Consider the following 12708-nt stretch of genomic DNA (forward strand, 5'->3'; position numbering starts at 1 on the left):
GACGCGACGACGATGACGCGCATCCGGTTGCAGATCGCGTACGACGGCACCGCCTTCAACGGTTGGACACGTCAGCCTGGACTGCGCACAGTCCAGGGGTTGCTCGAGGAGGCCCTCCGCACGCTCTTCCGCAGGCACGATCCGGCACCGACCCTCACGGTCGCCGGACGGACCGATGCCGGGGTGCACGCACTCGGTCAGGTCGCGCACGTCGACCTCACGTCGGATCAGGTCGCGTCGCTTCTGCGTCCGCGCAAGCCGCGGAACCAGGCCGACGACGCGGATGCCGCCGCCGCACTCCGCAGACGGGTCACCGGCATCCTCGGGGCAGCCGACTCCGACGTGGTCGTCACCGGGGCCGAGCTGGCCTCGGCGGGATTCGACGCCCGCTTCTCCGCCGTGTGGCGGCGGTACGAGTACCGCATCGCCGATGCCGCCGCTCCGAGGAACCCGCTGACCAGGGCGAGCACGGTCTGGTACCCGACGACGCTCGACGTCGAGTCGATGGATGCCGCGGCCGGCACCCTGCTCGGCCTCCACGACTTCGCCGCATACTGCAAGCCGCGAGAGGGCGCGACCACGATCCGCACGCTGCAGGCATTCGGATGGGCGCGGAACGCGGACGGCGTGCTGGTCGCGACGGTGCGCGCCGATGCGTTCTGCCACAGCATGGTGCGGGCGCTCGTCGGCGCGTGCGTCGCCGTCGGCGAGGGCAAGCTCGATCCGGCCGACCTGGTGCTCCTGCGCGACGTCGGCGCACGTACCAGCGCCTTCAAGGTGATGCCGGCGAAGGGCCTCACTCTCATGGAGGTCGGCTATCCGCACGGGTCGGAGCTCGCTGCACGCGCCGAGCAGACGCGCGCGAAACGCGTGCTGTGAGCCGCCCGGTGCGCTGACGTCACGCGGCGACGTGCGTGCCGGGTCCGACGAGCATCTCGGGGGCCGTCGACTGCTCGCCGTACGCGGTCTCGTCGGACTCCGGCAGCACGAGCGTGTCGACCGGCTCCGCGCGGCTCACCCGGGGGAGCGCAGCGTAGGCGGCGTTGCGCGCGATGCGCAGCGGGGTGCCGACGGCGAGGGCGACGTATCCGATCGCGCTGTGGTCGTGCTGTCCGAACGCGCGCTTGCGTTCCCAGGCGCGACGCAGTGGCCCGCCACGGCTGATCCGCACCGCGTTGCGCACCGGAAGACGATGCGCCTCGCGCAGGGCCACGAGCATCTGCAGCTGCTGCGCCCAGTCGTCGTCGTCGGCCGGATGGAAGTAGTTGTCCTCGCGCCATCCGTCGATCACACGCTTGAATCGTCCCGCCACGAGATCACGAGACGTGCCGAGCAGCCCGCTGCCCATGAACACCTCGTTGATGAGCTTGCCGCTGACGCCGAAATCCGCCAGCACGAGCGCTGGCACGTCGTGCGCGATCGCCTCCAGCGTGGCGGTCGAACTGACGGTGACGAATCCGACGGCGCGGGCGAGGTGATCGCCCATCGACCCGGTCTCGACGACCAGGTTGGCCGGGGTATCATCCGGCATGAGATCCGGGAACGGATGCCGCTCCTTGTGCGTCTGTCCTTCGCCGCTGGTGGCGCGGATCTTGACGACGACGCGCAGGTGCGGATGCTCGCGGGCGGTCTCGGCGAGCCAGCCCATGAGCATCCGCCTGGCCTCGATGCCCGCTGGAACGGTGGGCTGGGCGGCGAACACGATGCTGTCGCGATGGTCGGCGCCGTGTATGCCCCGTGCAGCATGCAAGAACGGCAGCGTCGACAGCCCGAAGCGGTGCGTCATGTCGTGTGCGGCGGCCAGCGTGCGGTATTCGCGAATCTCGCGGTGGCTGTGCAGCACGAACAGATCGGCCTGGGCGCGCAGGAAGAGACCCTTCCACTTCGCCGGGGTGGAGATGCCGGGCAGCCCCGTGACGATCACGGGACGCCGCGGGACGCGTCTGATCAGCTCGTCGATGAGCACCTCGGCGATAGGCCCGCGTGTCGCGACGAGCACGGCGTCGGGCTGCTGCCGGCGCACGCGATCGACGATCTCCGCACGGGGCAGACGCTCGACCTCCGTGCCGTCGATGGAGCGGAGGGCGGGGGCTCCCGGTGCCGTCGAACCGCGCAGCGCGTTGGCGAGCTGGGCATCGCTCGCGGTCGCGGCCGTGTTCACCGCGACGAGCGAGGTCTCCCAGTCGGCCGGGAGCGTCGACAGCAGGCTTGCGCCCCACTTGACGAACGAGTCGGAGTCGACGATGCCGAGAATCCTGCGGGGCACGGTCTACGCCTCCACCCGGCGCAGCTTGGCGAGCGGCGCGAGCTCACCGGGGAAGACTCGCTTCACGCCGTCGCCCATGGCCTGCTCGATGACGCGGATGTCTCGCACCAGGTGCTGCAGCCCCTGCGGTTCCAGAGACGCAGCGTGGTCGCTGCCCCACATCGTGCGATCCAGCGTGATGTGCCGCTCGACCGCGACAGCGCCGAGTGCGACGGCAGCCAGCGAGATCTGGAGCCCCGGCTCGTGTCCGGAGTATCCGATCGGCACACCGGGGAAGCGATCGCGCAGCGTGGGGATCATCCGCAGGTTGGCCTCTTCGGCCGGAAGCGGATACGTGGACGTGGCGTGCAACACCACGAGCGGGGATCCGTGCAGCGCTGCCACCGCCCGGTCGATCTGCTCCATCGTCGACATCCCCGTCGAGAGGATCACCGGCTTGCCGGTCGCGCGGATCGCGGCGAGCAGTTCGAAGTCCGTCACCGACGCCGACGCCACCTTGAAGGCGCACACGTTGAGGTCCTCGAGGAACTCGACCGATGGCACGTCCCACGGGGAGGCGAACCAGTCCAGTCCGCGCATGGTGGCGTGGTCGCCGAGTTCCACGTACTGATCGCGGTCGAATTCGACGCGGTACCGGTATTCGAGGTAGGTCATCTCTCCCCACGGCGTCTGCCGCGGCGTGTTCTTCATGTGCTCGGGTGTGGAGATCGCCGGAGTGCGCTTCTGGAACTTGACGGCCTGGGCTCCGGCATCCGCTGCCACGTCGATGAGGCGCTTGGCGATGGCCACGTCGCCGTTGTGGTTGAGTCCGATCTCGCCGATCACGTAGGCGGGCTCGCCAGCGCCGATCCGGTTCGATCCGATGCGCACTGTGGTGTCGGTCATGGTCAGGCCTTCCGTTCGAGGATGAGTTCGGCGAGCTCGCGCACCGCGCCGGCACCGCCGGGGGATGCGAGCACTCGCCTCGATGCCGCGATCGCGCGCGGGTGGGCGTCGCTGACGGCGAACGGCCAGCCGACCGCGCGCAGCGCCCCCAGGTCGTTCACGTCGTTGCCGAGGTAGGCGACGCGGTCGAGCCGGATGCCGGAATCCGCAGCCCAGTCGTCCAGTGCGGCCGCCTTGTCGTCGATGCCCTGCAGAACGGGCACGCCGAGCTTCGCCGCCCGGGCGGCGACGACCGGGTTCGTCTCGGTCGAGAGGATGAGCACCGGGATCCCCGCCTGAAGCAGCATCCGCACGCCCAGTCCGTCCCGGCGGTTGACGGTCACGGATTCGACGCCGTTCTGGTCCAGCTGCACACGGTCGTCGGTGTGCACGCCGTCGAAGTCGGTGACGACGGCCTCGATGAGCGCGAGGTCGTCATGCGGCTCGTGACGGGAGTCGAGGCCCTGGCCGAATCTCTCGCCGAACCCGTCGCCGAGCTCTGCTTCGAGCTCCGCGGCCATGCTCGACGGATCCCACAGCGGACGCGTCACCCGGTCGCGGCCTCGGCCTCCGGATGCGGGCATCGACTCCGGCACGAGCGGGTCCGTGCCGTTCGAGGAAGCGGCGTCCCGTGCAACGGCGGCGCGTGCGCCGACGGTCGCGGTCTGGGCCGAAACGGATCGCGCACCCGGAAGAAGCGACGGATCGCCGTCGGCGAGGCGAGCGACGGCATCCGCCAGTCGGAGGTCGTACTCCGTGTCGATGTCGATCGCGTCGGGAGTCACGGCGACGCCGACGCGGCCGAAGAACCGATAGCCGCTGCGCCGGAAGCCTGCGGCATCGAGCACGTAGAACGCGCCCGTCTCCTGGTACTGGGGTTCCCGGTCCTGACGCATCGGACGGTACGAGGGGTCGTGGTTGACGCCCCGTGCCTGCCCTTCACCGTCGATGCGCCACACGAACGCGTGAGTCTCGACAGCCGCGAAGACGACGTCGCGCTCGCCGGAGCGCACCAGCTCGACGGCGGCGTCGAGATCGCTCGCACGCGTGAACGGGCTGGTCGCCTGCAGGAAGACGACGGTCGTGGGCTCGATGCCGCGCTCGGCGAGCACGTCGAGTGCGTGCGTGATGGCACTCTCGCTCGACGCCGTGCCGGTGGAGAGCGCGGCCGGCCGCATGATGACATCCGCACCGGCCTCCGCCGCGACCGAGGCGATCTCGAGACCGTCGGTCGACACGACGACGCGGTCGACGGATGCCGCGGCCAGCGCCGTCGCGACAGCCCGCGTCACGAGCGGAACGCCGCCCACGTCACGCAGGTTCTTGCCTGGCACGCCGACCGATCCCGCCCTGGCGGGGATGACGGCGACGGTGCGCTCGGGACTGGACATGCCGTCAAGCTAGGTACGCGATCGGACCCGACGGTGGCGGATGAGTGAACGGACAGGAAAGGTCGCGTGGCCGATCGTGGCGACAGGCTTCGCCGCCGATTGGACGATGGTGAAGGCGTCCGGTAAGCTTGGCCCTTGGTGTCCGCCTACTGCGGCGGCATCCGTAGTTGAGCCCTCCACCCGAGCGTTACCGGATCATCGATGCGGCAACACCCACCGGAGCGGGATTCACGACCAACCCAACCACGACCAAGAAAGCAGCCACTACTGTGACGCGCACTTTCAGCCCCAAGGCATCCGAGATCCAGCGCGACTGGGTCATCATCGACGCCACCGACGTCGTGCTCGGCCGTCTGGCCAGCCACACCGCCGCCATCCTGCGCGGCAAGAACAAGCCGACGTTCGCTCCGCACGTCGACACCGGTGACTTCGTCATCATCATCAACGCCGACAAGGTCGCACTGACCGGTCAGAAGGCGCTGCAGAAGAAGGCCTACCGCCACTCCGGTTACCCGGGCGGTCTCACGGCCACCAGCTACTCCGAGCTTCTCGAGAAGAACCCTGTTCGCGCCGTCGAGAAGGCCGTTCGCGGCATGCTGCCGAAGAACACGATCGGTCGCGCGCAGCTGCGCAAGCTCAAGGTCTACACGGGCAGCGAGCACCCGCACGCCGCCCAGCAGCCGAAGACCTACACCTTCGACCAGGTCGCCCAGTAAGCGCCGGTCTCCAGAACTCTTCTCGACTTCAGACAAGGACAGATTCCATCGTGGCGAAGATCTCCGACCAGCTCGAGGCTCAGGACGTGCCGCAGAGCTTCACGACCGAAACCCCGGCCACCGAGGCGCCAGCAGCGCCCCGTGCCGTTCTCAATGTTCCCGGTGCGGCCGTCGGCCGTCGCAAGCAGGCCATCGCCCGCGTGCGTCTCGTTCCGGGCTCCGGCACCATCACGGTCAACCGCCGTGAGTTCGCCGAGTACTTCCCGAACAAGCTGCACCAGCAGCTCATCACCGACCCGTTCAAGGTGCTCGACCTCCTCGGCAGCTACGACGTGATCGCTCGCATCACCGGTGGCGGCCCCTCCGGCCAGGCCGGCGCCCTGCGCCTCGCGATCGCACGCGCCCTGAACGAGATCGACCGCGAGAACAACCGTCCCGCGCTCAAGAAGGCAGGCTTCCTCAGCCGCGACGCGCGCGTGATCGAGCGCAAGAAGGCGGGTCTCAAGAAGGCCCGCAAGGCCCCGCAGTACTCGAAGCGTTGATCCTGCCGTCGTAGGCTGCGTCTCCTATGGCACGCCTTTTCGGTACGGATGGTGTTCGCGGACTCGCGAATGGAGAGCTGACGGCGGATCTGGCCCTGGGCGTCGCCCAGGCCGCCGCCGTCGTGCTCGGCCAAGGACGCAGCGCTGAGGCGCGTCGCGCCCAGGGCAAGCGTCCCGTCGCGGTCGTCGCGCGCGATCCTCGGGTCTCCGGCGAATTCCTCCTGGCGGCGGTCGCCGCGGGTCTGGCGAGCTCCGGTGTCGACGTGCTCGACGCCGGGGTGATCCCGACCCCGGCGGCCGCCTTCCTCATCGCCGACATCGGCGCCGATTTCGGCGTCATGATCTCGGCGTCGCACAACCCGGCCCCCGACAACGGGATCAAGATCTTCGCCCGCGGCGGCACGAAGCTGCCCGATGTGGTCGAAGACCGCATCGAGGCGGCGCTGGGCAAGCCCAAGCTGACGCCGACCGGAGCGGAAGTGGGGCGCATCCGCCGATTCGCGGATGCCGAAGACCGCTACGTGCTGCATCTCCTCGGCAGCCTGCCGCACAGGCTCGACGGCATCCACGTGCTGATCGACTGCGCGAACGGCGCTGCGGCGGGCATCTCGCCCGAGGTCTTCACGGATGCCGGAGCACGCGTCACCGTGATCGGCGACGATCCCGACGGCATCAACATCAACGACGGTGTCGGGTCGACTCACCTCGACAAGCTCGCAGCAGCGGTCGTCGAGACCGGAGCCGACGTCGGCATCGCTCACGACGGCGACGCGGACCGCTGCCTCGCCGTCGATGCGGACGGCAACATCGTCGACGGCGACCAGATCATGGCGATCCTCGCGCTCAGCATGTCCGAGCGCGGCAAGCTGCACGCGAACACCCTCGTCACGACGGTGATGAGCAATCTCGGGCTGCGGCTGGCCATGGAGCAGCACGGCATCGACGTCGTGCAGACCAGTGTCGGCGACCGCTACGTGCTCGAGAAGATGAACGAGAGCGGATTCTCCCTCGGCGGGGAGCAGTCCGGCCACGTCATCATGAGCGAGTTCGCGACGACGGGCGACGGCATCCTGACCGGTCTCCAGCTCGTCAGCGAGATGGCGCGCAAGGGCAAGTCGCTCGGTGAGCTCGCATCGTGCATGACGGTGTACCCGCAGATCCTCGTCAACGTGCGCGGCGTCGACCACCACAGGCTCGCAGACGACGAGATCATCGCCGAGGCCGTGCGCGAGGCCGAAGAGCTGCTCGGATCGACGGGCCGCGTGCTGCTGCGTCCTTCGGGCACGGAGCCGATGGTGCGCGTGATGGTAGAGGCCGCTGACCAGGCGACAGCCGATCTGCACGCCCACGCGCTCGCCGAGGTTGTGCGGGTACGGCTCTCGCTGTAGGTCGAGCGGCCATGTCGCGCCGGTCTGGACCTGCATCGTTTCGAATCGATTCGATATGATCGGTGCTGCGCGTCCGCCGTCCCTGGGGTCGTGACCTTCGCCTTCCGCTGTCTTCACTTCACCCGAGAACTCCATGGCCAGAACTCTCACTACGGGTGCGCCCTGGCGCGTCATCCTCGTCTTCGCTGTACCGCTGCTCATCGGCAACGTCGTGCAGCAGCTGTACCAGATCGGCGACGCGATCGTCGTCGGGCGCAGCCTCGGCGTCGATTCGCTCGCCGCGGTCGGCGCGACGGGAAGCCTGCTGTTCCTCCTGCTCGGGTTCGCCTGGGGAGTCACCTCGGGCTTCGCGATCCCGACCGCGCAGGCGTTCGGCGCACGCGACTACGCGGCGGTGCGCCGGTCCGTGGCGATCGGCACGACCCTCACGGGCGGGATGAGCATCGTGCTCACGGTTGCGGCGCCTCTTCTGGCCGGTCCGGCGCTCCGCCTGCTGCAGACGCCTGAGGTGCTTCTGCCCGAGGCGACCGAGTTCACGCAGGTCAGCTTCCTCGGCGCCTCCGCCGTCATGTTCTTCAACTATCTGTCGGCGATCATCCGCGCGATCGGCGACTCCCGCACCCCGCTCGTGTTTCTCACCATCTCGTGCGGGTTGAACGTGGTCCTCGTGGTGCTCATGGTGGGTGTGCTCGACTGGGGCGTCGGTGGTGCGGCGTTCGCGACCGTCGTCGCACAGGCGGTCTCGGTTCTGCTCTGCCTCGAGTACGTTCGTCGTCGGCTCCCCGTGCTGCACCTGCACCGCGAGGACTGGCGGTTCGTTCGTGCCGAGGTGTCCGAGCACCTGCGCGTCGGCGTGCCGATGGGTTTCCAGGCCTCGATCATCGCGATCGGCACGCTCACCGTGCAGGTCGCACTCAATGAGCTGGGCGCCGGCGCCGTCGCCGCCTACACGACGGGCTCCCGCGTCGACTCCCTCGCCGTCGCACTGCTCCAGTCGATCGGGCTCGCGGTCTCGATGTTCGCGGCGCAGAATCTCGGCGGACGCCGTCCAGACCGCATCCGCCGCGGCGTCGTCCAGGCGATCTGGATCTCGATCGGCGCTGCCGTGGTGCTCGGGGCGGTCCTCATCGCCTTCGGCTCGCACATCGTCAGACTGTTCGTCGGACAGGGATCCGATGCGGTCGTCGCCGACGCCGCGACCATGCTCACGGTGAACGGCTGCCTGTATTCGTCGCTCGGCGTGCTCTTCGTGCTGCGCGGCGCCCTGCAGGGGCTCGGACATACGCTCGTGCCCACGATCACGGGCGTCATCGAACTCGCCATGCGGGTGGTGGCGGCACTCGCGCTCGGAGCCGTCTTCGGCTTCGTCGGCGTCGTCTGGAGCAATCCGCTTGCCTGGCTCGGCGCGACGGTTCTTCTCATCCCGGCCTATGTGCGGGAACACCGCCGGCTCGGCAGGATGCGGGTCGAACCGCGCACGGCCACACCGACGACGCCCATCGCGGTGATCGGGCCGGTGGACGGCTCGATGGCGGTGGACGCGGTCGTCACGGGTGCGATCCCGGTACAGGCACCCGTGGACATCGTGCGTTCGGCACAGCGGCGTCGCGCAGGGCGGGCAGCGAAAAGGTCTTCGCTTCGCTGACGCCGATCGAGACGTCTTCGGCGTGCTCGGGCTCGTCGAGGCAGTGGGGGACAGCGTGCTCAGCGCACGCTCTGCCGTCTGGCCTCGGGTACGAGCCCAAGACGTATTCCCGCGTGCACGGCCGCCAGACGATCGTGCACGCCCAGCTTGACGTACATGTTCTCCAGGTGCTTGTGCACCGTGCGCACGCTGATGCCGAGCGCGACGGCGATCTGACCGGCCGTGAGACCCGCCGCGAGGAGCCGGAGCACCTCGACCTCACGGGTGCCGAGGCCGTGCGAGTCGGCGTCGGCGGCCGGCTCGTCGGGAAGGGCTCCGGCCAGACGATCGAGCATCCGGAGCAGGGGCTGCAGCCGAAGAGCCAGCTCCACCTCGGCGTCGCTGAAGTCGGGACCGGAACGGTTGAATGCCCAGGCGGTCAGGCCGCCGGCATCCGACCGAAGGGGAACACCGAGCTGGAAGCGGTCGCCCATCGGAACGAACACGTGCTGGTAGACGACAGTGCGGCGCAGTGCCCGCTGCGAAAGGACGTCCGACATACGACGCGGAGCGAGGCCGGCCGGATGCGAGCGGAAACTGACGGCGAGCGGATGCTGCACCAGCGTCGCTCGCAATGCCTCCTCGATCGCAGGTCGCGTCGAGACACCGGACCCACGGATCTCCGGAGCAGACGCGCTCGAACCCTGCTCCATCCACCCGACCGAGTCGGCGGGAATGATGTCAGCCAGGGCTTCCGCGGCGGCAAGCAGGTACGAGGCGCGATCCGCAAGCACGGGCGCGCGGCCGATCAGATCCCCGGCGAACGCAGTGAACTCATCCAGACGGCCCCACCTCCTCCGCGTGCCTCCGGAGTCCCTCCCCCCAAGGGAGCCGGACTACGCACCTTTGCGTATTGTCCCTCCTTCGGACACCGAAGGAGAGTGGAAGTCGAGGGAGTCTCAGGGGGTGACATGTTCGCTACGGCTTCGGTGAAGACGTCGTCGATCGCACGACCGGATGCCGTCGCAGGCATGACCGCGGTCGTCACCGGCGCAAGCGACGGCATCGGCTTCGCGCTCGCACGACTGCTCGCGCTCCGAGGAGCGGATCTCGTGCTCCCGGTGCGCGATCGCAACAAGGGCGTTGTCGCGGCAGATCGCATCAGGGACGCGGTACCCCGAAGCCGGATCACGCTCGTCGACCTGGACCTCGCGTCTCTCGACTCGGTCGGCCGATGCGCGGATCGGCTGCTGACGGCCGCGACCGCACACCGGATCGACATCCTCGTCTGCAACGCCGGGATCATGCTGCTGCGGGATCCGACGCGGCACACGAGCGTCGATGGATACGAGCTGCACTTCGCGACGAATCACCTTGGCCATTTCGCGCTCACTGCAGCCCTGCTTCCGGCGCTGAGCCGCGGCGCAGGAGTGGTCGTGATGCAAAGCAGTCTCGCGGCGGCGGGTTACGGCATCCGCTGGAACGATGTGCAGTTCGAGCGCGGATACCGTCCGATGCGGGCGTACGGCGCGTCGAAACGTGCAGTGTCTTTGTTCTGCTTCGAGCTGCAGCGCCGGAGCGCGGCCGCGGGGTGGGGCCTCACCTGCAACCTCGCCCATCCGGGCACAGCCCAGACGAACATCGTGCCGCGCTCGGAGCATGCGGTCTCGGTGCAGATGCGGATCGGTGGCTGGCTGACCGATCACGAGCTGCTTGCCCAGTCCGCAGAGGCGGCCGCGCGGCCGGCGGAACTCGCGATCGACGCAGCGCTTGCCGACCGCGAGTCGTCGACGCGGCAACGCGAGTCGAGGTTCTTCGGCCCGTCCGGACCGTTGCAGGTGCGCGGGCGGGCGCGGGAGCACCGCCCGTTTCGGCCGGTGCGGAGCAGGAGCGATGCTGTGCGCGCGTGGGAGCTCTCCACGCTGCTGTCTGGCGCGACGTTTCCGCGCGTGGGCGTCGACATCTCAGATCGCGTCTGACCGGCGGCAGGGAACGAATGCGGAAGGTGGGCAGCAGCATGAATCCCGATCAACGAGCTACATCCGAGCCGAACCTGGAGGGGGAGAGGCACGCCGAGGGCTCATACGACAACGACACCCGCGGGTGGCTGCTCGTGCACGAGCAGATCCGCGCCGTCGTGTCCGACGCATCCCGCCAGGTGCGCGCCGCGAGGGCGGACGACCTGGCGGCCGTCGGCGCCCTGGTGGCGTGGTGGGCATCCTTCTCACGGTCGTTCGTGCACCACATGCACACGGAGGACACGCGGATCTGGCCCGAGCTCGCCACGTCGGATCCGCGCTCCTCGGATGCGCTCGCGCGCCTGACCGATCAGCACCGCGACCTGGAACTGCGCCTTGCAGCACTCGACGGCGACCTGCGTGAATTCCAGGTCGCTTTGCGCCACGGCCCTGGTGGTGACGAACGGGCGACACTGCTCGCCGAACTCGCCGAACTCGACACCTCGGTCGCCTCCCATCTCGCGGAGGAGGAACGGACGGCGTTCGCCATCGGTCGCACCGCCGTCCGCCGCGACGAGTGGGCGAGCATCGAGAAGGACATGGTCAAGGGCCTGCCTGTTCGCGACCTCGCGATGCTCGCTCCGCGCATCCTTCAGCAGGCAGACGACGAGGGACGGGCGATGATGCTGCGGCGGCTTCCCGGTCCGCTGCGCGTCGTCGTGGTGCGCGTCTTCGAGCCGCGTTACCGCAGGATCCGCGCCCGGCTTCCCGAGGGGCGCATCGTGCCGAGGGCCTGAGCGGGCGGGCGGCGGTATCCGCTACGGGCGATGGCTGTGAGCGGACCGGATGACTCCCTGCCGGTCGGCGAGTCGCTCGCCGTCCTAGAGCTTGCGGAGCAGCACCGACGACACCGTGTGATCGCCGCCCTTGCGCAGCACGAGCTTCGCGCGCGATCGGGTCGGGCGGATGTTCTGCAGCAGGTTCGGCTCGTTGATGGCGTGCCAGATCGACAGCGCCTGGGCGCGGGCCTCCTCCTCGGTGAGCCGCGCATACCGGTGGAAGTACGACTTCGGATCGGCGAACGCGCCCCGCTGCAGCTTCAGGAACCGCTCGACGTACCAGCGCTCGATGTCGCCGGCACGGGCATCCACGTAGACGCTGAAGTCGAAGAGGTCGCTCACCGCGAGCCGGTTGCCTCCGCCCGCCGGCTGCAGCACGTTGAGACCCTCGACGATGAGCACGTCCGGACGGCGGACAACGACCTGCGCGTTCGGCACGATGTCGTAGCTGAGGTGGGAGTAGAACGGCGCCCGCACCTCTTCGACACCGCTCTTGACGGCCGTGACGAAGCGCAGCAGCGCGCGGCGGTCGTACGACTCGGGGAATCCCTTGCGGCTCATCAGACCGCGACGCTCGAGCTCGGCGTTGGGCAGCAGGAATCCGTCCGTCGTGACGAGTTGCACGTTGGGTGTGGCCGGCCAGCGGCTCAGCAGTTCGCGCAGCAGGCGCGCGGTCGTCGACTTGCCGACGGCGACGGATCCCGCAACGCCGATCACGAAGGGCGTCTTCGCCGCACGCTCACCGAGGAAGTCGCTCGTCGCACGGTGCAGACGCTGCGTTCCGGTTGCGTACATGCTGACCAGGCGGCTGATCGGAAGGTAGACCTCTGCGACCTCGCGGATGTCGAGCGGATCGCCCAGTCCGCGCAACTGCACGATCTCCGTTTCGGAGAGCGGCTGGGGCGTGCTGGGGGCGAGTTCCGCCCAGTCGGAGCGATCGAGTTCGACGAACGGGGAGATCTGGGCAGACTGCGCCGTGCCGTTCGTTGCCATGGGCGACAAGCTTACCGACGACTGAGGCGAGAGAAGAGCGAGCTCGCTCGCTCTGCCGAGCCGACGG

Annotated in this window: 12 protein-coding genes; 7 read left to right on the forward strand and 5 right to left on the reverse strand. The window is 68.9% G+C overall.

The window, feature by feature from the left end; genetic code table 11:
- Positions 1–12: 12 nt before the first annotated feature.
- Positions 13–879: a tRNA pseudouridine(38-40) synthase TruA gene (gene truA, locus ACX9R5_RS07025; RefSeq protein WP_459409045.1), complete on the forward strand. Its 867-nt coding sequence runs from the start codon at positions 13–15 to the stop codon at positions 877–879.
- A 19-nt stretch (positions 880–898) separates the two neighbouring features.
- On the opposite strand, the gene ACX9R5_RS07030 is transcribed toward truA, so the two are convergent.
- From ACX9R5_RS07030 to ACX9R5_RS07040, 3 genes are read right to left on the reverse strand one after another with little or no spacing between them, the layout of a single operon-like run.
- Positions 899–2266 (reverse strand): DUF6716 putative glycosyltransferase, encoded by a 1368-nt coding sequence (locus ACX9R5_RS07030; RefSeq protein WP_459408272.1) that lies wholly within the window; start codon positions 2264–2266, stop codon positions 899–901.
- Positions 2267–2269: 3 nt separating this feature from the next.
- Positions 2270–3151 carry an N-acetylneuraminate synthase family protein gene (locus ACX9R5_RS07035; protein WP_459408273.1) on the reverse strand — a complete coding sequence of 294 codons (882 nt, stop codon included), beginning with the start codon at positions 3149–3151 and terminating at the stop codon, positions 2270–2272.
- Positions 3152–3153: 2 nt separating this feature from the next.
- Complete coding sequence (locus ACX9R5_RS07040; RefSeq protein WP_459408274.1) at positions 3154–4581, reverse strand: cytidylyltransferase domain-containing protein; 1428 nt, start codon at positions 4579–4581, stop codon at positions 3154–3156.
- Between the two features lie 269 nt (positions 4582–4850).
- Between ACX9R5_RS07040 and rplM the strand changes: the two genes are divergently transcribed.
- From rplM to ACX9R5_RS07060, 4 genes are all read left to right on the forward strand, one after another.
- Positions 4851–5297: a 50S ribosomal protein L13 gene (gene rplM / locus ACX9R5_RS07045; protein WP_459408275.1), complete on the forward strand. Its 447-nt coding sequence runs from the start codon at positions 4851–4853 to the stop codon at positions 5295–5297.
- A gap of 50 nt (positions 5298–5347) precedes the next feature.
- The gene (gene rpsI, locus ACX9R5_RS07050) at positions 5348–5839 is read left to right on the forward strand and encodes a 30S ribosomal protein S9 (protein ID WP_459408276.1); all 492 of its coding nucleotides are present in this window, start codon (positions 5348–5350) and stop codon (positions 5837–5839) included.
- Between the two features lie 26 nt (positions 5840–5865).
- Complete coding sequence (glmM, locus tag ACX9R5_RS07055; protein ID WP_459408277.1) at positions 5866–7227, forward strand: phosphoglucosamine mutase; 1362 nt, start codon at positions 5866–5868, stop codon at positions 7225–7227.
- Between the two features lie 133 nt (positions 7228–7360).
- Entirely contained in the window at positions 7361–8872 is a 1512-nt protein-coding gene (locus ACX9R5_RS07060; protein ID WP_459408278.1) for an MATE family efflux transporter, read from the forward strand.
- 59 nt (positions 8873–8931) lie between these two features.
- Here the strand turns inward: ACX9R5_RS07060 and ACX9R5_RS07065 are convergent, their stop codons facing one another.
- On the reverse strand, positions 8932–9645 hold the full coding sequence (locus ACX9R5_RS07065; RefSeq protein WP_459408279.1) for a response regulator transcription factor: 714 nt from the start codon (positions 9643–9645) through the stop codon (positions 8932–8934).
- 177 nt (positions 9646–9822) lie between these two features.
- On the opposite strand from ACX9R5_RS07065, the gene ACX9R5_RS07070 reads away from it, so the two are divergent.
- Positions 9823–10830: an SDR family oxidoreductase gene (locus tag ACX9R5_RS07070; RefSeq protein ID WP_459408280.1), complete on the forward strand. Its 1008-nt coding sequence runs from the start codon at positions 9823–9825 to the stop codon at positions 10828–10830.
- A gap of 38 nt (positions 10831–10868) precedes the next feature.
- Positions 10869–11606, forward strand: a complete 738-nt coding sequence (locus ACX9R5_RS07075; RefSeq protein WP_459408281.1) for a hemerythrin domain-containing protein — start codon at positions 10869–10871, stop codon at positions 11604–11606.
- An 84-nt stretch (positions 11607–11690) separates the two neighbouring features.
- On the opposite strand, the gene coaA is transcribed toward ACX9R5_RS07075, so the two are convergent.
- A complete protein-coding gene (coaA, locus tag ACX9R5_RS07080) occupies positions 11691–12641 on the reverse strand; it encodes a type I pantothenate kinase (RefSeq protein WP_459408282.1) in 951 nt (316 codons plus the stop codon).
- Positions 12642–12708 lie beyond the last annotated feature (67 nt).

The sequence above is a fragment of the Rathayibacter sp. CAU 1779 genome (assembly GCF_054551755.1).